Source organism: Myceligenerans pegani (assembly GCF_014892515.1).
Taxonomy (GTDB): domain Bacteria; phylum Actinomycetota; class Actinomycetes; order Actinomycetales; family Cellulomonadaceae; genus Myceligenerans; species Myceligenerans pegani.
Genome location: NZ_JADBGR010000082.1, coordinates 60,462 through 83,976, shown reverse-complemented (window position 1 = coordinate 83,976; position 23,515 = coordinate 60,462). Strand labels below are relative to the sequence as shown.

General features: G+C 73.7%; 20 protein-coding genes. 11 read left to right on the top strand and 9 right to left on the bottom strand.

Annotation, left to right across the window (positions count from 1 at the left end):
• The first annotated feature begins 62 nt into the window (after positions 1–62).
• From IIE03_RS11340 to cofE, 3 genes are all read left to right on the top strand, one after another.
• Positions 63–377 carry a hypothetical protein gene (locus IIE03_RS11340; protein ID WP_192862866.1) on the top strand — a complete coding sequence of 105 codons (315 nt, stop codon included), beginning with the start codon at positions 63–65 and terminating at the stop codon, positions 375–377.
• 207 nt (positions 378–584) lie between these two features.
• Entirely contained in the window at positions 585–1,574 is a 990-nt protein-coding gene (locus IIE03_RS11335; RefSeq protein WP_318842931.1) for a TIGR03557 family F420-dependent LLM class oxidoreductase, read from the top strand.
• Positions 1,575–1,624: 50 nt separating this feature from the next.
• Entirely contained in the window at positions 1,625–2,401 is a 777-nt protein-coding gene (cofE, locus tag IIE03_RS11330; RefSeq protein WP_192862865.1) for a coenzyme F420-0:L-glutamate ligase, read from the top strand.
• On the opposite strand, the gene IIE03_RS11325 is transcribed toward cofE, so the two are convergent.
• The 3 genes from IIE03_RS11325 to IIE03_RS11315 are packed head-to-tail and all read right to left on the bottom strand — an operon-like array spanning position 2,398 to position 7,930.
• The gene (locus tag IIE03_RS11325) at positions 2,398–5,703 is read right to left on the bottom strand and encodes an ATP-binding protein (protein ID WP_225997628.1); all 3,306 of its coding nucleotides are present in this window, start codon (positions 5,701–5,703) and stop codon (positions 2,398–2,400) included. The two genes, cofE and IIE03_RS11325, sit on opposite strands and share 4 nt — an antisense overlap.
• Positions 5,704–5,705: 2 nt before the next feature.
• Positions 5,706–6,464 (bottom strand): DUF4194 domain-containing protein, encoded by a 759-nt coding sequence (locus IIE03_RS11320; protein WP_192862863.1) that lies wholly within the window; start codon positions 6,462–6,464, stop codon positions 5,706–5,708.
• Entirely contained in the window at positions 6,461–7,930 is a 1,470-nt protein-coding gene (locus IIE03_RS11315; RefSeq protein ID WP_192862862.1) for a DUF3375 domain-containing protein, read from the bottom strand. Before IIE03_RS11315 ends, IIE03_RS11320 begins: the two co-directional genes overlap by 4 nt.
• 212 nt (positions 7,931–8,142) lie before the next feature.
• Between IIE03_RS11315 and IIE03_RS11310 the strand changes: the two genes are divergently transcribed.
• The 4 genes from IIE03_RS11310 to IIE03_RS11295 all read left to right on the top strand — a co-directional run bounded on the left by IIE03_RS11310 (position 8,143) and on the right by IIE03_RS11295 (position 10,646).
• Positions 8,143–8,355 carry a helix-turn-helix transcriptional regulator gene (locus tag IIE03_RS11310; RefSeq protein WP_192862861.1) on the top strand — a complete coding sequence of 71 codons (213 nt, stop codon included), beginning with the start codon at positions 8,143–8,145 and terminating at the stop codon, positions 8,353–8,355.
• A gap of 256 nt (positions 8,356–8,611) precedes the next feature.
• Entirely contained in the window at positions 8,612–9,292 is a 681-nt protein-coding gene (locus IIE03_RS11305) for a YdcF family protein (RefSeq protein ID WP_192862860.1), read from the top strand.
• A gap of 178 nt (positions 9,293–9,470) precedes the next feature.
• Positions 9,471–9,797, top strand: a complete 327-nt coding sequence (locus tag IIE03_RS25820; RefSeq protein ID WP_225997605.1) for a YkvA family protein — start codon at positions 9,471–9,473, stop codon at positions 9,795–9,797.
• Between the two features lie 120 nt (positions 9,798–9,917).
• Positions 9,918–10,646 carry a hypothetical protein gene (locus IIE03_RS11295; protein WP_192862859.1) on the top strand — a complete coding sequence of 243 codons (729 nt, stop codon included), beginning with the start codon at positions 9,918–9,920 and terminating at the stop codon, positions 10,644–10,646.
• Between the two features lie 29 nt (positions 10,647–10,675).
• Here the strand turns inward: IIE03_RS11295 and IIE03_RS11290 are convergent, their stop codons facing one another.
• From IIE03_RS11290 to IIE03_RS11280, 3 genes are all read right to left on the bottom strand, one after another.
• Positions 10,676–11,158, bottom strand: a complete 483-nt coding sequence (locus IIE03_RS11290) for a GNAT family N-acetyltransferase (protein ID WP_318842930.1) — start codon at positions 11,156–11,158, stop codon at positions 10,676–10,678.
• A 251-nt stretch (positions 11,159–11,409) separates the two neighbouring features.
• Positions 11,410–12,042, bottom strand: a complete 633-nt coding sequence (locus IIE03_RS11285; protein WP_192862857.1) for a 1-acyl-sn-glycerol-3-phosphate acyltransferase — start codon at positions 12,040–12,042, stop codon at positions 11,410–11,412.
• A gap of 159 nt (positions 12,043–12,201) precedes the next feature.
• A complete protein-coding gene (locus tag IIE03_RS11280; RefSeq protein ID WP_192862856.1) occupies positions 12,202–12,816 on the bottom strand; it encodes a DUF4126 domain-containing protein in 615 nt (204 codons plus the stop codon).
• A 194-nt stretch (positions 12,817–13,010) separates the two neighbouring features.
• Between IIE03_RS11280 and IIE03_RS11275 the strand changes: the two genes are divergently transcribed.
• The 3 genes from IIE03_RS11275 to IIE03_RS11265 all read left to right on the top strand — a co-directional run bounded on the left by IIE03_RS11275 (position 13,011) and on the right by IIE03_RS11265 (position 19,247).
• Complete coding sequence (locus tag IIE03_RS11275) at positions 13,011–16,661, top strand: S8 family peptidase (RefSeq protein ID WP_192862855.1); 3,651 nt, start codon at positions 13,011–13,013, stop codon at positions 16,659–16,661.
• A gap of 207 nt (positions 16,662–16,868) precedes the next feature.
• Positions 16,869–17,792, top strand: coding sequence for a glycoside hydrolase family 19 protein (locus tag IIE03_RS11270; protein WP_192862854.1), 924 nt, complete (start codon positions 16,869–16,871; stop codon positions 17,790–17,792).
• 177 nt (positions 17,793–17,969) lie between these two features.
• Positions 17,970–19,247 (top strand): hypothetical protein, encoded by a 1,278-nt coding sequence (locus IIE03_RS11265; RefSeq protein ID WP_192862853.1) that lies wholly within the window; start codon positions 17,970–17,972, stop codon positions 19,245–19,247.
• Positions 19,248–19,270: 23 nt separating this feature from the next.
• On the opposite strand, the gene IIE03_RS26720 is transcribed toward IIE03_RS11265, so the two are convergent.
• Positions 19,271–20,518 carry a trypsin-like peptidase domain-containing protein gene (locus IIE03_RS26720; RefSeq protein ID WP_192862852.1) on the bottom strand — a complete coding sequence of 416 codons (1,248 nt, stop codon included), beginning with the start codon at positions 20,516–20,518 and terminating at the stop codon, positions 19,271–19,273.
• Positions 20,505–20,996, bottom strand: a complete 492-nt coding sequence (locus IIE03_RS11255; protein ID WP_192862851.1) for a DoxX family protein — start codon at positions 20,994–20,996, stop codon at positions 20,505–20,507. Before IIE03_RS11255 ends, IIE03_RS26720 begins: the two co-directional genes overlap by 14 nt.
• Positions 20,997–21,066: 70 nt before the next feature.
• Here IIE03_RS11255 and IIE03_RS11250 point away from each other — a divergent pair, with 70 nt between their 5' ends.
• Complete coding sequence (locus IIE03_RS11250) at positions 21,067–21,990, top strand: LysR family transcriptional regulator (RefSeq protein ID WP_192862850.1); 924 nt, start codon at positions 21,067–21,069, stop codon at positions 21,988–21,990.
• On the opposite strand, the gene IIE03_RS11245 is transcribed toward IIE03_RS11250, so the two are convergent.
• On the bottom strand, positions 21,962–23,479 hold the full coding sequence (locus IIE03_RS11245; RefSeq protein WP_192862849.1) for an MFS transporter: 1,518 nt from the start codon (positions 23,477–23,479) through the stop codon (positions 21,962–21,964). The two genes, IIE03_RS11250 and IIE03_RS11245, sit on opposite strands and share 29 nt — an antisense overlap.
• Positions 23,480–23,515: the final 36 nt, after the last annotated feature.

Below are 23,515 nucleotides of genomic sequence, written 5' to 3'. Positions count from 1 at the left end.
ACGGGCGCCACCGAGTGCCGGAAAGTGCTCGGGCGGTCGCGAAGCGCCGCTAACGTCCTGGTATGGAGTTCATCCTTACTCTGATCCTGATCGTCCTCTTCGTCATCCTGGTCATCAATGTCACCGGGAACCTCGGGCCCTCGGCGAAAAGCCTCCGCAGGCTGGAACGCCGGTTCGATTTGCTGCTGGACCATCTCGGCGTAGCCGAGCCCGGTGCCGCGGCCGTCCCGGCGAAGACCCTCGCCAAGATCGACGAGTTGATCGCCAACAACATGATGGGGGACGCGAGACGGATCTACCGCGAGGTGACCGGGACGGACCCCGACGACGCCGCGGCGTGGGTCCGTCAGCGCGCCGAGTCCCGCGCCGGATCCTGACGCGTCGGCATACGGCGGGTGCGGGTAGGTGTGGTCGGTCCCTCGTCGAGCGGTCGGCCCGATGTCAATCCGGTCGGCCGCCTGAGGGACCGATCGCATTGACATCTGACCGACCGCTCGACGTGCGGCCGACCGCATCGACGGACCGACCGCTCGACCGGCGACTGACCGCACGGCCCTCCCGCGTGGTCCCTATAGGGTCGGTTCGTGGCGACGATCGGTCTGGCGGCGATGCTCGAGGCGCTGCATCCACGCGACGCGGTGGAGCTGGCGGTGTACGCGCAAGCGCGCGGCTTCGGCGGCGTGATGGCGACCGACCGGTTCCAGCCGTGGACGGCCCGGCAGGGGCAGGCGGCCTTCGTGTGGGACGTGCTCGGCGCGCTGGGGGAGCGGACCACCGGAGACCTCGGCCCGGTCGCCGTGCCCGGGAACCGGATGCACCCCGCGGTGCTCGCGCAGGCCTCGGCGACGCTGGCCGCGATGAATCCCGGGCGCCACTGGCTGGGCGTGGCGAGCGGCGACGCCGTCGACGAGCACGTCACGGGCGACTACTGGCCCGAGGCGCCGGGCCGGATCGCGCGGCTGTTCGAGGCCGTCGACCTGATCAAGAAGCTGTTCGCGGCCCCGGCCGGGCGCGACGTCCGGTTCGCCGGGCAGTACTTCCGGCTGGAGGCGACACGGTTGTGGACGGCCCCGGAGACGGCCCCTGAGGTCCTCGTCGCCACGGGCGGTCCGGTGACCGCGCGCCGCGCCGGGCGCCAGGCGGACGGCCTGATCACGATGGCGGCGCCGCCCGAACGGCTCGAGGTGCTGCTGGACCGGTTCGCGGCGGGCGCGCGGGAGGCCGGCAAGGACCCGGACGCCATGCCGAAGGTGGTGCAGGTCCCGGTCTCCTGGGCACCGGACGCCGCGCGGGCCGAGGAGAACCTGCTGGCGAACCCGCCGATCGGGGCGGCCCGGCTCCCCCGCTCCGACCTGCGTTCCCCGCACGACGTCGCCGCCGTGGCCCGGCTCCTCCGGCCCGAGGACTTCGCCGGCCGCGTGCTCGTCTCCGACGACCTCGCGGCGCACCGCAAGCACCTGCAGGGCTTCCTCGACCTGGGCTTCGACCGTATCTACGTGCACGACGCCGGCCCGGACCCGCGCGCCTGGATCGACGCCTACGCGGCCCAGGTCCTTCCGGACCTCACCCCCTGACCGGCCACGACCGCCGCCCACCTGCCCACCCACCAGGGGAGAATGCCACCATGCACCGCCTCACCGTGTGGGCGCCCGACGGGCTGCCCGAGATCACCCCGGGCACCGATCTCGGCGTCGCGATCGGCGACCTGCTGGCCGCGCAGGACCCCGCCGACCGGCCCGCCGAGGGCGACGTCGTCGCCGTGACCTCGAAGATCGTGTCCAAGGCGGAGGGCCAGGTCGTCGCGGCCGCGGACCGGGAGCAGGCGATCACCGACGAGACCGTCCGCGTCGTCGCGGTGCGCGAGCGGCCCGACGGCCCGCCGCTGCGCATCGTGGAGAACCGCCTCGGGCTGGTGATGGCGGCCGCGGGGGTGGACGCGTCGAACACGCCCGACGGCACGATCCTGCTCCTGCCGCGCGACCCCGACGCCTCCGCGCGAGGCCTCCGCGCCGCGCTGCGGGACCGGTTCGGGCTGGCGCGCCTGGGCGTCGTCGTCACCGACACCGCCGGCCGGCCGTGGCGCGACGCCCTCGTCGACATCGCGATAGGCGCCGCCGGCATCGCCCCCACCGACGACCTGCGCGGCGGCACCGACAGCCACGGCCGCCCCCTGAACGTCACGGTCACCGCCGTCGCCGACGAGGTCGCCTCCGCCACGGAACTCGTCCGCGGCAAGGCGACGGGCCGCGCGATCGCCGTCGTCCGCGGCCTCTCGCGGTACGTGTCCGACGACGACGGCCCCGGCGCGCGCTCACTCGTGCGCCCCAGCGCCGACGACCTGTTCCGCGAGGGCTCTCGCGAGGCCTACGAACGCGGCCTGAAGGATGCCCGGGATCTCTAGGCAGCGGACGTGCGCTCCACCACCGGGGACGGGTCCAGGGTCACCACGTCGATCCGGGAGTCGCGGCCGTCCGTGCACGTCGCCAGCCCGACGCCGCCGACGTACTCCTCGAGCGTCTGCAGCAGCTTGAGCGGCGTGGCCAGGATCATATGGAACCCGAAGTCCCGGAACGTGTCCATCGCGGTTCGGGTGAACTCCGTGTCGGCCTTGTCGAACGCCTCGTCCAGGATCACCGAACCGTAGGCCGGCGTCCCGTCGCCCAGCGTCGACAGCCGGTAGCGCAGGGCCGCGGCCAGGCAGAACACCACGAGCTTCTGGCGCTGACCACCCGACAGCCCGGCCGACGACTCATGCACGTCCAGCGTCAGGCCCGCCCCGTCCAGCTCGACCCCCGTGAACCGCACGTGCCGCCGCGTGTCCAGGCACAGCGCCCGCCACGCCCGGTCGGCCGGATCCGCCGAGGCCAGCCGCCGCATGAGCCGCTCCAGCCGCGGCATCGCGGTGCCCCGGTCCGTCGCGAGCCCGTCGAGCGCGTCCAGGAACTCGCGCACCGCCGCGGGCTGCTGCTCCTTGACCCGGATCTCCAGGAACCGCCCCGGCGCGTACTCCGACCGGCGCAGCGACTCGTTCACCGGCACGATCCGCTCCCGGATCACCGACGGCGCCTGCCGGATCTCGGCCGCCAGCCGGTCCAGCGCCCGCTGCGCGCCGCCGGTGAGCATCTGCTCGAGCTCGTCCTCCAGCTCGGGCAGCCGCTGCGTCCGGATCTCCTCGCCGAGCGCGAGATAGTGCCCCCGGTCACCGACGGACGCCCCGATGTCCCGCGTGAGCGAGGGCCAGCTCCGCCGGAACTCGCCCAGCAGTTCCGTGATCTCCCGCTCCGCCGCACCCGAACTGCGCAGCCCCGCCTCCCGCTCGGCGTCGAGCGCACGGGACACCACCAGCGACACCTCGTCGACCACGTCGTGCGTGACCACCGGACGCACCTCGGTGTAGCGCCGCTCCAGCTCGGCTCGGTGCTCCTCCGGGATCGTCCCCGACACCGTCCCGCGCAGCTCGTCCACCACCCGCTCGATGGCCCGCCGCGCAGCCCGCGCCTCGGCCAGGACGTCCGCCGCCACGGACGCCGCGGTACGCGCGGCCACCAGCCGCCGCTCGGCCCCCGTCACGTCGTGCTCCGCCGCCGCGAGATCCTGAGTCCCGCTCAGCAGCGAGTCGAACGTGCGCTGCGCCTCGGCCAGATCCTGCTCGGCCGACTCGATGTCGACGTCGTGCCACTCCCGACGCTGCACCTGCCGCAGCGCGAAGGCGCGCCGCAGCCGTTCCCGCTCGGCGGCCGTCGCCGCGGCGACCGCGTCCTCCGCCGCGGTCAGCCGCGCCTGCACCTCGCGCGCCTTGCCGAGCAGATGATCGAGCTTGTCCGTGACGTCCGCGCCCAGGACCCACGTCGCCGGATCCGCCGCGGCGTCGTCCTTGACCACGTGATCACTCGCGTGCTTGACCTGACCCGCCAGCGTCACGGCGCGCTCGGCCTCGTCCAGGCCCGCGGCGTCCTCCACGCACAGGTAGTCGTAGTCCGACAGGTGCCGCTGCAGCCAGCCCGACGCCGGACCGTCCGCCACCTCCACCTTGTGGATCAGCGAGTCCGGGCCCGACGCCGCACGGGGCGCGTCCTGGCGCACCCCCACGACCCGGTACTCCAGACGCGTGCCGAGATCCGCCGCGTCCACGGCGTCCCGCACCGCGTCCCGGTGTGCCGACGGCACCAGCAGCGTCGTCGCCAGCGGGCGCAGCACGCGCTCGATCGCCCCCGTCCAGCGCTCCTCACCCGGACGCACCCGGAGCAGCTCCGCCGCGAACCGCAGCGCTGACTCGCTGATCCCCGTCGCGTCGCACACCGCACGCCGCGCTGCCAGCAGATCGGCCGGAAGATTGCTCCCCGACGTCCGCAGCGCCTGCACCTGCGCCGAGATCGCGGCGTGCTCCGCGGCGACCGCCGCCCGCGCCTCGTGCGCCTGGCGCATCTGCGCCGCCGCGCCCGTGAGCACCGGCATGGACCCGGTCACGGGGCCGGCCTCGGCGCCCTCGCTCCCCGCCAGCTCCGACCGCGCCAGCTCCCGCAGCGCGGAGAACTCCCCGAACGACTCCGGCGCCGACAGCCCCACCGACTCCAGATCCGCCGCCAGCTCCGCGCGCCGCCTCCGGGTCAGCGCCGCGATCTCGCCCGCTCGCTGCAACCGGTCGCCCTGCGTCGCCATCGCCTGACCGCCACGCACCTGCAGCACGCTCACCGCCTGCCGGTGCGCGCTCGCGGCCTGCTCCACCTCGTCGTCCGCCACGTCGCGATCGTGCGCCGCCGCGTCCTCGTATCGCTGCGCGTCGCCGAGCGCCGCCGAGGCGAGCTCCAGCTTGATCGCGTCCCGGTACGGCTCGAGGGAGCCGTGCAGCGTCGCCGCCTGGACCGCCGACCGGGCGCCCTCGTCGAACCGGCGGCACAACGGGGCCAGCCGGTCCAGCATCTCCAGCTGCCGCCGCGCGTCCGCGATCCGCGCGTGGGCCCGCGACACCTCGGCGAACTGCTGCGCCGCGGCCTCGGCCAGGCCGAACGTGATCGGCTCGTCGAGCATGTAGTCGCGGAACAGGTCGTCCAGGCTGCCCAGGTTCTTGGCCGACTGCGTGCGGTGCAGCAGCACCAGCGCGCTCGGGTCGCCGACGCCGAGGCGCTCGCTGAACGCCGCCGCGAACCCGGCGTGCCGGTCCGACACGGTGGCCTCGGGCAGGTGCGCGCGCAGGCCCGGGGCGTCGAGCCCGGTGCGCACGAAGGGCTCCAGGTCGAGGAGGTCGGCCTCGCCGGGCTGGTACACGTACAGGTCCGCGGACTGCGCCGCGCCGCGGCGCAGGAGCATCAGGCGCACGAGCGTCGCGACCTGCCCCGTGCCGTCCTCGTAGCGCAGCAGGACGCCGCTCCACGTCGTGGCCGGCCGCAGCGTCTCGGCGACGGCCTCGCCCGTGGCGCCGTCGGTCCGGTGCCGCCACGCACCCCGCACGTAGCTCGTCACGGACCGGTCCTCGCGCCCGCCCGCCACGGCCGCGGCCGCCGCCGCGTTGAACCGGAGCTCCGACGGCGGAGTGAGGACGGCCGCCACGGCGTCGACCAGGGAGGACTTGCCGGAGCCGGAGTGCCCGGTGAGCAGGAAGCCCTTCCGCGCGATGTCGACACGGTGGTGACCCGTGAACGTGCCCCAGTTGACCACCTCGACGCGGGCGAGGCGCCACTGGCCGGGTCGCGTGCCGCTCTGCATGCTCACAGCCCTTCCCTGCTCAGACGTGCGTACTCGGCCTGGACGGCTTGGATCTCGTCGGCCCCGAAGAGGGTACGCAGGACCGGCGACACCACGCAGCGGCGCCCCGGCCCCGCGGGGCGCAGGATGCCCGTGTCGACGAGCCGGTCCCACCCCGCCGCGATCCCGACGTCGAACCCGGTGCCGTAGCCGGTGGTGCCGGTGCCGCCGCGGCGCCGGAACGCGTGCAGGTGGTCGACGACGTCGTCGAGGTCGACCACCACGTCCTGACCGGGAGACTCCAGCAACCGGGTGCGCAGGTGCAGCAGGAGCACCGTGTCGAGGAACGCCAGGGGGACCTCGCGGACCACGGGCGGCGCGTCGGGCGCGGACGCGGCGTCGCGCACGAACGCGATCTGCTCGTCGTGGTCCACCACCACGTCCAGGTACATGTCGGCGAGCCGCGCGTGCACCGTGTCGAGGTGGGTGAGCAGGTCGCGCCAGGTCTCGTCGTCGTCGGCGGCGGACAGGTACGGGCCGCGGACCAGGGCCGCCAGCGCCCGCCGTGCGGCCGCGGGGAGCGTCCCCGGATCGCCCTGCCAGAGCCGGGCCGTGGGCTCGTCCGTGCCGGTGCCGATGCCCGACGACGGCGGGACGCCCGGCGCGTTCACGGGCGCGGTGGCGTGCTGCCCGGTGTCGTCGGGCCGCCCCGGCCGGACGACACGCGCCGGCCCGCTGCCGCCCGGACGGGAGTTGCTGAGATGTTCCATGGGTCCGGTCACGGGACGGGCTCCTCGAAGCGATGGCGTGGTACTCGGGCGCGACGCAGGCTGCCCCGGGCTCCCGACCAGGTGATGTCCTCGGTGCCGCCGTCGCGGCGCCCGTGCCGCTCGGCGAGGGACAGCAGTCCGACGACGCTCGCCAGGCCCTGTGTCGCGGGATGTGCCCGCAGCACCTCGCCGACGGTGGCACCGCCCCGGCGTGCCACGACGTCGTTCACGTTGCCGCGCAGCTCGTCCTCGTCGATCTCGGCGGACCGGGCGAGCGCGCGGAGCGCGGCGAGGTCCGTGGGGGCGTCGGTGGTCGCGGCCCGGGGCCGCACCAGCGGCGCCGGGCGGTCGTCGGCGGGATCGTGCGGGCGGATGCCCGCCGGGGACGCCGGTGCGACGGCCCCGAGCTTCAGGGTCAGGCGGGTCGGGGCGTGCGGCGGCACCTCGTCGGCGAGCTCCAGGGCGGTGGCCTCGGCCTCGCGCAGCAATCCGGCCAGCGCCTGTTCCTGGGGGAGGTCTCCGGAACGCGCCGCGCGCTGGAGCGCGCGGCGCAGCGCGGTCAGCGTGCCGGTGGCGTCATCCGTGGCCGAGCGCAGGTCCGCCACGAGCCGGCGGAGGGCGGCCACCTCGGCCGGGGTGAGCTCCGCCGCGGCGCCCGGGGCCTGCAGCAGGCGGGTGACGTGTGCGGTGGCGTCGTGCTCGCCCGCATCGAGCACCGCGCGGAACTCCGTGAGGTTCCGCCCGGCCGGCGTCTCCGCGAGGTGGTCGACGCCGCGGAACACGTCGTCGACGAACGCGTCCCGGGCGGGGCCGGATTCCGTGAGGCCGCGGCGCAGTTCGGCGTCGGTCGACGTCAGCGCCGCGCGGACGCGCAGCAGGTCGGCCGGGACGCCGTCCGCGAGGGCGAGGACCTCGCGGACGCGCTCGGCCACGCCCGCGGGGTCCAGGGGCGCCGCGGCGCCCCGCCGGACGCGGTCGATCTCGGCGTCGAGCCTCGCCCGCTCCGCCCGCAGCGCGGCGAGCCGGGACTCGGGGTCCGGCTCGACGGCGTCGGCGACGTCGCGCACGGTCTTCAGGACGATCGACAGCCGGGTCGGCGTGGCCACCGGATGCGGGTCGGTGAGGCCGGCGACGAACGTGATCGCGGCGAGCGCGCCGTCGGACAGCTCGAGCTGCTCGGGTCCCGTCCCGCCGTCCGCCCGTACGGTGGGGCGGCGCACGAGGACGCCGTCGCGCAACCACTCGGACACCTGCGGTCCGGCCGAGTGGGGAAGCGTGAATCCCTGGCGCCGTAGTTCGGCGATGTCGTCCTCGAGCCGTTCCACGAGCTCCGTCTCGGGCAGGCGGCGCGTGCCGCCGGCGAGGTGCCGCCCGAGCAGCGTGACCGCGGCCGCGGCGTGCGCCGAGCGCAGCAGCATCCACGCGGGATGCTCGCCGGCGAGGCGTCGCGCGGTGCGCGCTGTCGAGACGGTGCTCATGAGCGCAGAGAGTACTGGGTTTCGCTGACCGGCATATGACGGGCCAATACCCGACGGTGATACGACGCGCAACCTTTCGCCGCTCGCCGGGCCGTTGGGCGTGACAATGGAAAACTAGATGAATAGGCTCGACGCAGGACAGGGTCTGCCGGCGACGTACCGACCGGCGGACCTTGTCGTGCGTCCAGCCAGCACCACAGCGCGGAGGAACCGTGAGCACAGCAGCCGAGATCGTCGCCCGAGTCCGCAGGGAGCGGGATCTGAGCATGAGCGTGCTGGCCGAGCTGGCCGGTGTCTCGCGGTCCACGGTCAGCCGGATCGAGTCGGGCAAGTTCGAGCCCACCTTCGCGCTGCTGCAGCGCGTGGTCGAAGCCGCCGGGTTCGACATCGACGCGGCACCCGAGGAGACGAGGGCATGCAGGTAGGAGCTGGAATCGGGCGACGTGGGATGCGAGTCCCGCGCGTGCGCCGCACCATGATCCCAGTGATTCCGCCGCTCCGGCATCACTGACGCGGAGTCGTGAAATGGGTGAATCTTCCGCTACGTTGTCTCCGCATGCCGCTGGTAATCGACCGGAAGCGCGTGGCGACATGAACGAACTGACCCGTCATCGGGGGCCGACGGGAGGGGGCGAGATGCCCGCTCGTGCCGTACGACGCTCTGGGACGTATGGTCCGGATATGCCGAACGTCAGGATCCCCGCGGGGGTGCGGGAGGACGTCGAGACGCTGTGGGATTTTCACGACCTGCGGCAGGATCCTCATGAGGTCGATGTCTGCATCGGCCTCGGCGGACACGACACCGGAGTCGCCGACTACACCGCCGAGCTCTACCACCAGGGGTACTTCCCCCGGATCGTCTTCACGGGCGCGAACGCGACCACCACGCTCGAGGCGTTCCCGCACGGCGAGGCCGTGGGGTACCGCGAGAGGGCGATCGCGCAGGGCGTCCCGGACGACGCCGTCCTGATCGAGCCGCTCGCCCGGAACACCGCCGAGAACGTCGAGTACAGCCGCAAGGTCCTCAGCGAGCACTCGATCGACGCCCGGTCGGTCATGTTCGTCACGAAGCCGTACCACCAGCGGCGCGTCTTCGCGACGTGCCAGGTCGTGTGGCCGGAGGTGGAGGCGTACTGCGTCTCCCCGCCGCTGCCGCTCGACGAGTACGTGTCGAGCATCGGCGACGTCGACCGCGTGATCGACATGCTCGTCGGAGACACGCAGCGCCTGACCGTGTACGCGGAGCGCGGCTTCATCGCGGCGGACCAGGAGGTCCCCGGCGAGGTGCAGGGCGCGTTCGACCGGCTCGTCGCCGCCGGGTACACGAGCCGCCTCGTTCCCGAGGAGCCCGTCCGGGTCTGAGGGCCTCCTCCCACCGGACCTTCTCCCACCGGCGGGACGGCGGCGTTCCGGGTGCTCCGGTGGGTGGGAGCGTGCGTCGTGCGACGGTGTGGTCGGCGCGGCTCGGATGGCCCTCCGGCATCACGGTCTTTGGGGACAAGTCTGGCGAGTCTTCGAGAATTCCGTTACGTTCGAACGCATGAACTGGAAGCAGATCATCGCGCTCGTGGCGTCGATCGGCACGATTGCGAGCCCGATCGATCTGATCCCCGACGCCATCCCGATCCTCGGCCTGTCGGACGACGCGGTCGCCGTCGTCGTCGCCGGGTACACGCTCTACAAGGCCGTCAAGGCGTTCCGCGCCGCGCGCGTCGCGAAGGCGGCCGGTGGCGCCGCCAAGGGCGCGGCGGACGCGGCGAAGGGTGCAGGGAAGCCGAACGGGGCCTCGCCCGGGACGACGCCGCCCCCGGGCAACGGCGCGAAGATCATCGTGGACCCCGGGGAGCAGCCGGGGGGACGGAAGTAGTCGCCGCGGGAACGGTCGGCACGTGAACGGTCGCCGCGTGAATGGTTGCCACGTGGCCCGACTTCGGCGACATCTCGGGACCTCGGGCGTTTGCCCGGTTCTGGTAGCTTCACTTCCATCATGAGCGATGGGAGTCAGACGGTGCGCGAGCCCGGTGCGGAGCAGAACGTCGTGGAGGCCGCGGAGCAGGTCGCGGAGGATGTCGTGGCGCCGGTGACGTCCGGCGCCGAGGAGACGTCCGCCCCGGCGGAGTCCGGTGCCGAGGGGGCCGACGCCGAGCCAGTCGGTAGCGGGGCGGCCTCGGCGACCGGTGCCGATCCTGCGGGTGCCGACTCTGTCGGTGCCGCGCCGGCCGACGCCGGTGAGCGGCGTGGGGGCGGGCTCGAGGAGAAGGCCGCCGAGGCGCTGCACGCCCTCGTCGAGCGCGGTGCCGAGAAGATTCCCGGTGATCAGGGCAGCACGATCTCCCGATTCGCGGTCGCTCTCCTCTCGTTCGGCAGCGCGATGACGGAGCGCGGGCGCGACAAGGAGACGAAGGGGACGTCGGCCCTCGTGTCGGACGCCGTCCAGGTCTTCAAGAGCCTCGACGACGACCCGGCCAAGCAGCGCGAGGCGATGGAACGCGCACTCACCGACCTCAGCTCGAACCTCGTCGGCGAGCAGGAACGCGGCAAGGCGCTCGACGTCGCGCAGCAGGCCATGGGCCTGTGGCGCAGCGCGCGCGGCGCGGGCCTGGCCAAGTCGGACGACGCCCTGTCCCTGCGTTCGCTCGCCGGGATGCTGCGGAGCAACGGCGACGAGGACGGCGCCGCGCAGACCGAGGAAGAGGCGCGCAGGCTGGAGAAGTAGATGCGGTCGGCCGGGTGCCATGCGGTCGGTCAGCGCACCATACGTAGCTCGGTGATGTTCGCGAAGCTGTCGTCGGTGATGCGCGCGCCCTCCACGGTGAAGCCGTTGCGTTCGTAGAAGCGCCTCGCCCGGGGGTTGTCCTCGGCGACCCAGAGCTGGCACGGCGTACCGGGCGGGACGACGGCGTCCAGCAGCGCCTGGCCCACGCCCGTGCCGTGATGGTCGTCCAGGACGTAGAGCATCCAGAGCTGCGTCTCGCGCACCGGCTCGACGCGGTGCTGCGCGCGGGCCCGCGACGCGTGCGCGAAGCCGACCGCCTTGCCGTCGACCTCCGCCAGGGTCGGCGCGAGTCCACGCATCAGGGATCGCTGCCAGCCCCTGGTGCGCTCCGCGAGGGTATGGGTCTCCCAGAACTCGGCGGGAAGCAGTTCGCCGTACGCGGTGACCCAGGTGGTGTGATGCACCCGCGCGACGGCACCGGCATCGGCGACTCTGGCGATCCGCAATCTCACGAAACGGCAGCCTACTGCCGAGCGGCCCGATGTCGAGTCAGGCGTACCAACGCTGGCCGACGCCGACCGGACCGGCCGATCCGGACCAGCCACTCGAAGGACCGGCAGTCCGATGCCGCGTGGTCGGTTCCCTGTCGGACGATCGGTCCGTTGTCGGATGATCGGTCGCTCGGGGGACCGATCACCCGACAACCGAACGACCACACGACAAACGACCGACCGCATCGCCAGGTCGGGGCGGAGGGGCGGGGTCAGGCTGCGGCCGCAGGGTGTTCGCCCGGGGGGTCCTCTGCTCGGAGGCGGGGTTCGACGCGGTTCTCCGGGCGGACGCCCGACTTGTCGGCGTAGAAGGCGCGGATGCGGTCCATGTCCGCGCGCACGTCGCCGGTCATCCGGAGCGACGGGCCCAGCCCGGCGACACGCCGGTCGCCGTCGACGTAGCCCAGCGTCACCGGCATCCCGGCCGCCTGCGCGATCCGGTAGAAGCCCGACTTCCAGTAGCCCGAGCCGCCGCCGCGCGTTCCCTCCGGGGTGACGACCAGGTGGGAGACCGTGCCGGCACGCATACCCCCGAGCAACTGGTCGACCAGGCCGGCCGGATCGCCCCGGTCCACCGCGACGCCGCCGAGTGCACGGATCAGCCCGGAGAACGGACCGCGCAGCCACGAGTCCTTGATGAGGAACTTGATGCGCACGTCCAGCTCCCACGCGATCGCGAGCATGAGGAAGAAGTCCGTGTTGGAGGTGTGCGGCGCCCCGACGAAGATGGTCGGCTCGTCCGGCGCCTTGCTGGGAGCGAAGCGGTAGCCGGTGAAGAGCCAGACGAGCCGTGCCCCCGCACGCCGGACGGCGCGGGTGACAGCGGACGAGCGGGTGCGAGCCATGGGTGTCCTTGATCTCGGGGAGGTGAGATCCCAGTTTCTCAGACCCGCGAGGCCATCCGGCCATGTGGCCGCCAGTCGGCGTGGTCAGCGTCGAGCTGCAATCCCCGGCGTGGAGTCCGACGGTTCAGGACCCTGCCGCACGAGTGCGGCGCGCGCTGTCTACGCCGTCCCGTACGCCTCGTCGATCTGCTTCATCCGCCGGTGCCTGCGCACGCCGCGCACGATCATCCACAACCCGATCGCGAACAGGATCAGCACGGGAATCATCAGGAACGGCAGCGTGATGCCGAGGAACGAGATGCCGACCGCCGCCACGTCCTCCACGGTGCTCACCACGGGGGCGGCCGTCCCGCCGCTCACCGTGTTGGTGATGACCCGGCCGCCCGCCTTGGCCGCGTGCACCACGAGCGCCAGCACGATCCCGATCACCACCGTGACCCACTCACCGCCCGCCACGAACGCCTCGGGATCCTGCACCGTGACCGTCTCGGACGCCGCTCCGGCCCCGAAAGCGATGCCGCCCGCGGTGGGCCGGACCACCGTCTGGACGACGTCGTTGACCGAGTCCAGCGCCGGGATCTTGTCCGCCGTCATCTCCAGCACCAGGAGCACCGCGAGGATGGCCATCACCCACGGGTTCTCCAGCCACGTCCAGCCGGACGGCAGCGAGAGCAGGTCGCTGAAGCGGGACAGGATGCCGAGCAGGAGCAGCGGGATCCAGGCGTTGACCCCAGCGGCCATGGCGAGGCCGCTACCGGTGGCGAGTTCGAGCATGCGTCGAGTGTTCCACGAGACACCGACACCGCACCACGAAATGCCGCCCTTGTCCGATCCGTGATCTCCCGCGCGGCCATGCATCTCCCGCGTATGTCCTGCGCGGCGCGATGCAACGATCCGCCCTGCCCCGGCGTCACCTCCTCGTGAAGGAGCGGCGCGCCGCAGCGCCGCGAACCGTCGGAGAGGTCACCATGCGCAGAATTTCGCTACGAGTCACAGCGGCCGTCGCCGCGCTGGTCGTGGGAGCGATACCCGCCGCCGTCGCCGCGCCCGACAGAGCCCCGGCTCCGCCGGGCGGCGCCACCGGAGGAGATGGGGTCGCCGCCCCGGCCGCCGCGACCGGACGGGTTGTCGTCACGCTCCTCACGGGCGACCGCGTCTCCTTCCTCCCGGACGAGGACCATCCCGCGGGCGGGTCTGTGGTCCGGATCGACGCGGCGCCGCGGCCCGGCGGCGAGCCCGTCTCTTTCCGCCGGACCGCGGCGGACGGCACCACGCTCGTCGTCCCGTCCGACGTCGCCACGCTGGTCCCGGCCCGGCTCGACCCGTCGCTGTTCGACGTCGTGGCGCTCGCCGCCGTCCAGGACCCGGACGGCCCGGGTACCGGCACGGGCCGAGGTCAGACGGGAGCCGATCAGGCCGGAGGCGGGCAGGGCGCGGCGCCCGGCACCGCCATCCCGGTCATCGTGCGCGGCGGGGCGAACCTGCCGGGCGCGCCGGCCGCGCGCGTGCTTGAGTCGATCGGCGCCACGGCCGGCAGCCTGGCTCCCGCGCACGGATCGAAGGGCACCCCTTCGCCGACGTCGGGCACGTCGGCATCGGACACCGCGGCGCCGGACACCTCGGCATCGCGCACCTCGGCATCGGACACGGCCTCGGGCGGCGCGGCGTCGGACGCCGTGACGAGCGGGTCGGCAACGGACACCGCGCCACGCGGGCCGGCCTCGGGCGCGACGACGCCGGGCGGCCCGCCCTCCGACACGACCGCCTCGGGGACGAGGTCGCTGCTGAAGGCGCTCGCCGACCCCGCCCGGGAGCGCCGGAGCGCGCCCCGAACGGCCCCGAAGGTCTGGCTGGACATGCCCGTCGAGGCCGCCGACGCCGACAGCGCGCCGCAGGTCGGCGCGCCCCAGGCATGGGACGCCGGGTACACGGGCGAGGGCGTCACGGTCGCGGTCCTGGACAGCGGGATCGACACGACCCACCCGGACCTTGCCGGCGCCGTCGTCGGGGAACGCGACTTCACCGACGACCCCGACGGCCCCGACCCCACCGACGGCCACGGGCACGGCACGCATGTCGCGTCGATCCTCGCGGGGAGCGGCGCCGCCTCCGACGGCGCCCACCGGGGGATCGCGCCGGACGCGGACCTCCTGAACGCCAAGGTGCTCGACGACAACGGCGACGGCCTGGTCTCCTGGTCGATCGACGCGCTGGAGTGGGCGGGCACACAGGACGCCGACATCGCGAACATGAGCCTCGGCCAGCCGTGGTACTACACCGACGGCACCGACCCGGCGTCGCTCGCCGTGGACGCCGCGACCGAGCGGTACGACATGCTCGTGGTCGCCGCCGCGGGCAACGACGGCCCGGGCCGGCACACGATCACCCCGCCGGGCACCGCGACCAGCGCGCTGACCGTCGCGGCCGTGGACGACGCCGACGAGCAGGCCTGGTTCTCCAGCGCCGGCCCCCGGTTCGGCGACCACGCCCTCAAGCCGGACATCGCCGCGCCCGGGGACGGGATCGTCGCCGCACGCGCCGCGGGCACGTCGCTGGGCGACCCGGTCGACGACCTGCACACCGCGCTCAGCGGCACCTCGATGGCGACCCCGCACGTCGCGGGGGCGGCCGCGATCCTGGCGCAGCAGCGCCCGGATCTGTCGGCGCGGCTGCTCAAGTCCGTGTTGATGACCGCCGCCGAGGACACGCCGCCGAACACGTGGCAGGAGGGCGCGGGGCGACTCTGGATCCCGGGCGCGCTGGAGCAGCCGGTCACGGTGGAGCCCGCGTCGCTGTCGCTCGGCCTGCTCACCTGGCCGCAGCGGCCCGAGACGCGCACCCTCACGTACACCAACCCGGGCGCCGCGGACACGACGCTCGACCTGTCCGCCACGCTCCGCTCCGACGACGGCGGCGACGTCCCCGGCGGCCTCCTCACGCTGAGCGCCGAGCGGCTCACGGTCCCGGCCGGCGGCTCCGCCACGGTGGACGTCACGATCGACGCGGGCCTCACGGCCGGCGGACTGTTCGGCGGCGAGGTCACGGCCACCGACGCGGACGGGCGCTCCCTGCGCACGGTCGTCGGCCTGTCCGACGAGCCGGAGTCGTACCGGCTGCGCGTCGAGGCGACGGGACGCGACGGCGCCCCGGCGGGCGCGGACGACTGGGTGACGATCATGCGGCTGGAGAACTCGGACGACTTCTTCGAGTTCCCGGCCTTCCCCGACGACGGCGTGCTGGAGTACCGCGTGCCCGTCGGCACCTACTACGTGGGCGGCTTCGTCACCGACACGGCCGGCACGGGCCCCGGCTCCGTGACGGCGGTGTCCGCGCCCGAGATCGCCGTCGACCGTGACGTCACGGTCACGCTCGACGCGCGCGACGCCGTGCCGGTCGAGGTGCGCACCCACCGGCCGGCGGAACGGGAGTCGGCGGGCCTCACCCTCGCGCGCGAGGTGGCCGGAGGATCGTGGGCGCAGGACGGGAGCTCCGTGACGGCGGGCCAGGACCTGTACGCGCTGCCCACGGATCACGTGGACCAGGGCGAGTTCCGCCTGCTCACCGAGAGTCACCTGCGCGCCCCGGACGACTCGCCGTCGTACCGCTACGACATGATGCACGTCCACGACGGCGCGGTCCCGGACGACCTCACCGAGTTCGCCGGACGGCGGACGACGGCGACCGTGCGGCTCGACCACAGGGCGAGCCACGAGGGGCAGCGTGTGGAGTCGTTCACGTACGCGGGCGTCCGGAACACCGGGCGGTGGGAGACGTCGTGGACCGTGGACGCCCCCGCGACGGTCACGCAGTACCTGTCGACCGACCCGGCGGTCTCGTGGACGCACGGCGTGTCGCCGGCGTCGTGGGAGCACGGCAGGGCGCCCCAACTGCTCTCGGCGGACCGGCGCTACGAGCCGGGCGAGCGGGCCAGGGAGACGCTGCTCGCGCAGGTGCACCACGCCGGGTTCTACGTCGACCCGGCGAACGACGACGCCACGTCGGTGCACCGCCGCGCCGACGGGTTCCTGAGCGCGAGCCTGCCGCCGTGGGTGGACGACGCCGGCCACTCCACGCAGGATCCGCTCGACGAGTTCACCACCAACCGCGTGCGGCTGTGGCGCGACGGCGAGCTGCTGGACGAGGGCGAGTTCTACCCGGCCGTCTTCGCCGAGGTGCCGGACGCCGAGGCGGGCTACCGGCTGCGCCTCGACCTGACGCGCGACGCCGAGTGGTGGCCCTTGTCGACCGAGGTCCACGCCGACTGGAGGTTCCGTTCGGGAGCCGTGGAGGAGACGACCGCGCTCCCGCTCCTGCAACTCGACTACGGCGCACGGCTCGACGCGCACAACCGTGGTGAGGAGACCGAGGTGCTGCGGGTCTCGGTCGGCCACCAGGAGCGGTCGGACGGCGGCCGCGTCCAGGGTCTGAGGCTGTGGTGGTCCGCGGACGACGGCGACACATGGCGGCGGGCACCGGTCCGGGAGCGCGGTGAGGGCCGGTTCGACGTGCGGGTCACCGTGCCGGACGGCACCGAGCACGTGTCGCTGCGCGCGAAGGCGTGGGACGACGCCGGCTCGCGGCTCGAGGAGACGGTGATCCGGGCGTACGCCGTGGAGTGACGGGTACGTGCGGTCGGCTGGTTGTCGAGCGATCGGCTCCTTGTCGCGAAGTCGGCTCCCCGGGCGGCCGACCATCAGACATCCGGCCGACCGCTACGCCGGCCATGTGGGAATCCCTCATTCGTGGCGCCGCGGACACTTGCTAACGTCCCGAACAAATCGACGTCGGGCGCCCGCGGCGCCCCGAACACGAACGAGGTGGTTCACGTGAGGTCCCGTCGAAAGCCGCTCCTTCTCGCAGTTCTCACCGCTGCGCTCCTGACCGCCGGAGCGACGCTCGTTCCCGGCACCGCTGCCCAGGCCGAGCCCGCCGAGTGCAACTCGGCCCCGTGGAACAGCGGGTCCGTCTATGTCGGGGGCAACTCGGTCACCCACGACGGCGGCGCCTGGCGCGCCAAGTGGTGGACCCAGGGCGAGGAGCCCGGCACCACCGGCCAGTGGGGGGTGTGGGAGTCGCTCGGCGCCTGCGACGGCGGTGGCGGCGGTGACGACGGCGGCGGGGAGCCGGGCGACGGGTTCGTCGTGAGCGAGGCGCAGTTCAACCAGTTCTTCCCGAACCGGAACCCGTTCTACACGTACTCCGGGCTGGTCGACGCGATGAACTCGTTCCCGGCCTTCGCCCACACCGGCAGCGACGCCGTGCAGCGGCGGGAGGCCGCCGCGTTCCTCGCCAACGTCTCGCACGAGACCGGTGGCCTGGTCCACATCGTGGAGCAGAACACGGCGAACTACCCGCACTACTGCGACACGTCCCAGCCGTACGGCTGCCCGGCCGGCCACGACCAGTACTACGGCCGCGGCCCGATCCAGCTCAGCTGGAACTTCAACTACAAGGCCGCGGGTGACCACCTGGGCCTCGATCTCCTGCACAACCCCAGCATGGTGCAGAACAACTCGTCCGTCGCGTGGCGGACCGCGCTCTGGTACTGGAACACCCAGAGCGGCCCGGGCACCATGACGGGCCACGCGGCGATGGTGAACGGCGCCGGGTTCGGCGAGACGATCCGGAGCATCAACGGCAGCATCGAGTGCAACGGCGGGAACCCGGCGCAGGTGCAGAGCCGCGTCGACAAGTACCGCGACTTCACCGCGCGGCTCGGCGTCGACCCGGGCGGAAACCTGTACTGCTGATCCCGGTACTGCTGATCCCGGAACCCGGCGGGGGCCGCTGACGCACCCCCGCCGGGTTCCGCGCCGGTCGCGCAGATGAACCGGGCCTGAACGATTGCCGGCAGCCGTTGTCAGCCTCCTCACTCGCCAGGGATGCTGTGTCCTGGTTCGTTCGCATTCTCCCCGGAGCGAGGGCACATGGCGTTGGATGGGTACGACGACGGGTTCGGTGCCTGGCGCCGGAGGCGCGTCCTCGGGATGGATCCGCTGGTGCTCGTCGTGGTCCTGCCGCTGCTCGGCCTGGGGTACGTGATGGTCACCATGCCGGCCCTCTTCGGTGCGGCCGGCAGGCTGCCCGCGGTGCCGGAGTTCGCGCAGGCGGTACTGAACTGGCTCGGCACGTTCGGCCACGGTCTGTCCGCGGCGGCCGCCGCCGTGACGGACACACCGATCGGCTCGTTCCTTCTCGGTGCCGCGTTCGTCGCGCTGCCCGCGACATGGCTGGCCGCGGGGATCCGGTCGGTGCGCGGCGGATCGGTGCGTCCGGCGGCGACGGCCGTGGTGGGCGGCGTGACGGGCCTGCTTCTGGTGCCCGCCGTGACCTGGCTCGCATACCTGGCCGTCCGGCTGTGGGAGTTCGTCGTCGCGAACCCGGTCCTGGCGCTTCTCCTGTACCTCACCGTGGTTCTGGGGATCCACGTGGTCCTCGCCGTCGCGACGCGCGACGGGTTCCTGGGCGGCATCCTGATACTCCTGGGGACGATCGGACTGTGCGTCCTGTGGCTCCTGGTGCCGGAGATCGCCGAATTCGTGGAGGCGCACCTGCGCTACTTCGTCGCCGCCGCGGTCGCGGTGCCCGCCCTGGTGATGGCCGGGGTGGTGCGGGCCACCGGTGACAGTTGGGCGGGCTCGGTGTTCTTCCTCGCGGGCGGTGCGGTGGTCGCCGCTTTCGTGCTGTTCGCCTGGGGGCTCATCGTGGCCATCGCGGCACTGGCGTTCGGGCTCGCGATCCTGGGCTACACGGTGTGGCTGGCGTACTGCGCCGGCGGGATGACGTTCGGACCGGTGTACACGGCCCGGAGGGCGGGCACCGGGCGCGGAGGTTGCCTGGACACGTCGGCCGGTATCGGCGCCGGGGTGGGGCTGATGCTGCTCGCGGCGTCGCTCGACCCCACGTTCCACGAGACCCTGGCGGACGCGTGGCCCGCCCTCGGCACCGGCGGCCCGTTCCCTACCCTGTGGTTCCCCGACGCCATCGGCCAAGAGATCGCCCCCGCTGTGGAGGGCTTCGTGGTCGTGGCCGACGGCGGCCTGCTCGCCGTGGTGACCACCCTCGCCGTGGTCTCGCTGCTCGCCCGCACGGAGCCGTGGGACGACGACGTGAGGAGCGTCGTGCTCGTCCCACTGCTCACGACGACGGGGTGGATGGTTCTGGGCCTGTTCCTGGCCTGGTTCGCGAACCGCGACGACGACTGACTGGCGGCGCCCGCTCCACCGGGTCACGTCTCGCCGTCGCGGACGAGTCCGAGGGCAGCGTCGCGGGCGACATCGACCGGGATCGCGAGGCCGTCGGGCTCGCCGGGCGTCGTGGTGAGCACGCCCAGGACGTAGCCGTCCTCGTCGACGAGCGGACCGCCGGTCGCCGCCCTGGGTGCCCGGCGGTCCAGCCGGATCACCGGGCGTTCGGTGCCTCCGGCCCGGACCGAGGAGTCCAGGTCGCGCACCGTGCCCGTCGTGACGTCGCCGTCGGCGCCCACCGCGTGGACCCGGTCGCCGGGCCGGGCGTCCGCCAGTCCGGAGCCGGAGTGGAGGGCGGGCAGCGCGGAGTCGTCGTCGACGCGCAGGGCGGCGATGTCGACGTCGGGCCGCCGGCCGAGGACCCGCGCGACGAGCTCGGTGCCGTCGGGCAGACGCACGGCGACCTCGTCGGCGCCGTCGACGACCTGCGCGCTGGTCACCAGGATGCCGGGCACCGCGACCCGGAACGCGCTGCCGGTGCCGCCGGGGGCACGCACCGCGACGACGCTGCCCGAGACCTCCGCCATGGCGGAAGCCGGCCGGCCCCGGTCCGGAGACGACTCGGTCCACTCCCGCGGGCCGAGCCGTCCGATCAGGTCGAAGCCGTCGTCGCCGTCGCGCGCGTAGACGGCCGCCTCGCCCTCGGCGATCGACACGCCCGGGGCCAGGACGCTGGGGTAGACGCCGTGGCTGACGATGGCCAGGTTCGGCTCGCCCGGCCGGGGCGCCTCCGCCAGGATGCGGTCGTTCAGGCGGTCGTCGGCCCGCTCGTCACGGACGGGGTAGAGGCGTTCCAGCCCGTCGACCACCTCGGCCCGGCCGAAGGCCAGCTCGGCGGTGTCCCGGCTGCGGCAGTAGGGGCTCGCCCAGACCGCGCCGACCGGGATCCCGAGATCGGCGACGCCGTCGCCGATCATCGCCGCCTCGGTGCGACCCTCGTCGGAGAGGTTGCGCTGGGTCGAGCAGTCGTCCAGGTCTACCTCCGCGTCGTCCGGGTCCGACCGGTCCGTGGCCGCGTGCCGGATGACGAGCGTCAGCCCGCCCTCGCGCAAGCGGTCCAGCAGGTCGCCCTGTCCGGCGGGCTCCGGTGACTCCGGTGACGTCCCGCCGGTCTCCGCGGAGCGGGACCGCGGCTCGCCGTCGTCACCGGGTCCGCCGCACGCGCCGAGGAGGAGCACCGCCGCGAGGACGGCCGCGACGGTGCCGCCTCGGGCCCTACCGCGCGCCACTGGGCTGCTCCGAGCGGACGTCGTCGGTGCGGCGCCGGCCGAACAGGCGGTCGACGGCGAGCCCGCCCGCGCCGGTGCACACGAGCGCCAGGGAGGCCGCCAGCATGATGAACGCGAATCCGGAGCCGCTGCCGTCCTGGCCCATGACCAGCGCCTCGCCGGGGTGGACGAAGATCAGCGCCCCGGCCATGACGACGGCGAGGCCGGCGGCCACCACGCGGGTCAGGGCGCCGCACAGCAGGAGGACGCCGCCGATCAGCTGCATGTAGGCGCCGAACCAGGCGCTGACCTCGGGCAGGGGGATGCCGGCGCCGCGGTAGTTCTCGATGTTCGCGCCCGCCCCACCGGGCTGGGACACGTCTCCCCAGCCGTGTGCGACGAACACGGCGCCGGCGGCGAGACGGAGAACGAGGAGGCCGACGTCGGACAGGATCCGCTGGGTGTTGTCGTCGAGGACGGGTCGGGTCGTGAGGTTCATGGCACCACTGCACCAGTGCGCCCGGCGGGCGGGGAAGGACCGGCTCGGTCTAGATTTATACTCTGCGGGTATGGACGGGATCGAGGTCCGCGAGCTGCGTTACTTCGTCGCGGTGGCCGAGGAGCTCAGCTTCTCGCGTGCCGCCGAGCGTCTCGGGATGGCCCAGCCGCCGCTGTCGAGGGCGATCCGTCAGCTCGAGCGGCGCCTCGGCGGAACCCTGTTCCACCGCGACACCCGGCGGGTGGGCCTCACCGAGCTCGGGGAGACCCTGCTCGACGAGGCCCGGTACGCGCTGGACGTCCTCGCGGGGGTCGGGCGTCGCGCGAGCCGCGCGGCGCAGGACACGCCGACGCTGGTCGCCACCGCCAAGCCGGGCGTCGCCACGGGCATGCTGCCACGCATTCTGGCCGCGTACGCGTGCCTTCCGGGAGCCGTCCCGGTCGAGACGGTCGTCAGCGGGTACCGCGAGCAGGCCGACATGGTGCGCGACGGACGGGCCGACGTGGCCCTCGTCAGCTCCTTCTTCGACCGGCGCGGGCTGGACAGCGAACCGCTGACCACCGAGCCCCGGGCGGCCGCGCTGCCCGCCGGGCACCCGCTCGCCCGGCGGGAGGAGCTGCGCTGTGCGGACCTGCACGGCGAACCGATGCCGCAGTGGCCCGAGGCGACGCCGGCGGAGCGCGCCTACTGGTCCGGCCGTGACCACCACGTCGCCGAGACCCGCGGCCGCCTGGCGGAGGACGAGAGCGCCGAGGTGCGGGGCCCCACGGTGAGCGACCCCGGCCAGCTGATCGAGGTGGTGGCCCTGGGCCAGGCCGTCGCGCTGATCCCGCGGAGCCTTGCCGACGCCAACCCGCGGCCCGACATCGTCTACCGGCCCGTGACCGACGCGAGCCCTTACACGATCTCGCTCGCGTGGTCCGAGGGATCCCGCTCGCCACACCTCGCCCGCCTGGTCCGGGCCGCTACCGACCTTCTCGTCCCGACGGGATGAGGCGCCAGGTCACGACGGCGGCGGCCAGGGTCAGCGCCGCGGCGACCAGGCAGCTCGTCTGCAGCGCCCCCACGAAGGCCTCGCGCGCGCCGTCGACGACCTCGGGCCGGTCGCTCGCGGCGGCGACGGCGGAGGCGAGCGAGTCCGACACGCGCGCGGCGACGTCGTCGGGCAGGTCCTGGGGGACGACGACGCGGGCGCGGTAGCCGAGCGTCACGAGCGACCCGAGGAGCGCCACGCCGAGCGCGGCGCCCAGCTCGTAGGCCGTCTCGGAGATCGCGGACGCGGCGCCCGCCCTCGCGGGCGGCACGGCCGAGACGACGGCGTCCGTGGTCAGGGTCATCGCGAGGCCGACCCCCAACCCCGTGGGCACGAGGGCCAGGGCGAGCCACACGTAGTGGTCGGTGCCCTCGGCGGCCGCGATCGCCACCATGCCGAGGGCCGTCGCGGCGAGCCCGGCGGCGATCGCGCGACCGCGCCCCAGACGCGCGACGGCCACGCCGACCACCGCCACGACGGCGATCGACGCCAGCGTCGCCGGCAGCTCCGCCAGCCCTGCCACCAGCGGGCTGAACTCCCGCACGAGCTGCAGGTACTGCGAGAAGAAGAACAGCAGCCCGGTCAGGGCGAAGATCGCGATGAGGTTGGCGAGCACCGCCCCGGTGAAGGCCGGCACGCGGAAGAGGTCGATGTCCAGCAGCGGAGCCAGCGATCGGCTCCGGAGGCTCCTCTGACGGCGGACGAACGCGACGCCGGCGCCGACCGCCAGCACGAGGGCGCCGATCGTCGTGGTGTCGAGGCCGTCGCTCACCGCGTGCTTCACGCCGTAGACCAGCGGCATGAGCGCGGCGAAGGAGAGCGCCGCCGAGAGCAGGTCGAGCCGGCCGGGTGCGGGATCGCGTGACTCCGGCAGCAGGACGATCCCCGCGCCGACCAGGACCAGGACCACCGGGAGGTTCACGAGGAAGACCGACCCCCACCAGAAGTGCTCGAGCAGTACGCCGCCCACGAGCGGTCCGGCGGCGGCCCCCGCGCCCGCCGCCGCGGACCAGACCGCGATCGCCCGGGTGCGCTCGCGGGCGTCGGGAAAGATCGTGCGGATCAGGGAGAGGGTCGACGGCATGAGCGTCGCCCCCGCGACCCCGAGCAGCAGCCGGGCGCCGATGAGCACCTCTGCGGTGGGGGCGAAGGCGGCGAGCGCCGAGGCGGCGCCGAAGGCCGAGGCGCCGATCAGGAGGAGCCGCTTGCGCCCGATCCGGTCGGCGACGGTGCCCATCGTCACGAGCAGGCCCGCGATGGCGAGCGAGTAGACGTCGCCGATCCAGAGCACCTCGGTGGCGGTCGCGTCGAGGTCGCGGGTGAGCGAGGGGACGGCCAGGTACAGGACGGTGCCGTCGATGGCGAGCAGGCCGACCGCCAGGACGAGGACGGCGAGCGCGGCCCACCGGCGCCGGGTGGACATCGCGGTGGTGGGGACGGTCGTGGTCATGATCTTTACTGTACCGGCTGGCCGGTATAGTAAAGA

Excerpts from the sequence above, each read along its gene's own strand:
- IIE03_RS11265 (WP_192862853.1), top strand. The coding sequence starts at position 17,970 with ATGGCGTTGGATGGGTACGACGACGGGTTCGGTGCCTGGCGCCGGAGG.
- IIE03_RS11250 (WP_192862850.1), top strand. The coding sequence starts at position 21,067 with ATGGACGGGATCGAGGTCCGCGAGCTGCGTTACTTCGTCGCGGTGGCC.
- IIE03_RS11340 (WP_192862866.1), top strand. The coding sequence starts at position 63 with ATGGAGTTCATCCTTACTCTGATCCTGATCGTCCTCTTCGTCATCCTG.
- IIE03_RS11275 (WP_192862855.1), top strand. The coding sequence starts at position 13,011 with ATGCGCAGAATTTCGCTACGAGTCACAGCGGCCGTCGCCGCGCTGGTC.
- IIE03_RS11315 (WP_192862862.1), bottom strand. The coding sequence starts at position 7,930 with ATGAGCACCGTCTCGACAGCGCGCACCGCGCGACGCCTCGCCGGCGAG.
- IIE03_RS11255 (WP_192862851.1), bottom strand. The coding sequence starts at position 20,996 with ATGAACCTCACGACCCGACCCGTCCTCGACGACAACACCCAGCGGATC.
- cofE (WP_192862865.1), top strand. The coding sequence starts at position 1,625 with ATGCACCGCCTCACCGTGTGGGCGCCCGACGGGCTGCCCGAGATCACC.
- IIE03_RS11325 (WP_225997628.1), bottom strand. The coding sequence starts at position 5,703 with ATGCAGAGCGGCACGCGACCCGGCCAGTGGCGCCTCGCCCGCGTCGAG.
- IIE03_RS11295 (WP_192862859.1), top strand. The coding sequence starts at position 9,918 with ATGAGCGATGGGAGTCAGACGGTGCGCGAGCCCGGTGCGGAGCAGAAC.
- IIE03_RS11245 (WP_192862849.1), bottom strand. The coding sequence starts at position 23,479 with ATGACCACGACCGTCCCCACCACCGCGATGTCCACCCGGCGCCGGTGG.
- IIE03_RS25820 (WP_225997605.1), top strand. The coding sequence starts at position 9,471 with ATGAACTGGAAGCAGATCATCGCGCTCGTGGCGTCGATCGGCACGATT.
- IIE03_RS11280 (WP_192862856.1), bottom strand. The coding sequence starts at position 12,816 with ATGCTCGAACTCGCCACCGGTAGCGGCCTCGCCATGGCCGCTGGGGTC.
- IIE03_RS11305 (WP_192862860.1), top strand. The coding sequence starts at position 8,612 with ATGCCGAACGTCAGGATCCCCGCGGGGGTGCGGGAGGACGTCGAGACG.
- IIE03_RS11285 (WP_192862857.1), bottom strand. The coding sequence starts at position 12,042 with ATGGCTCGCACCCGCTCGTCCGCTGTCACCCGCGCCGTCCGGCGTGCG.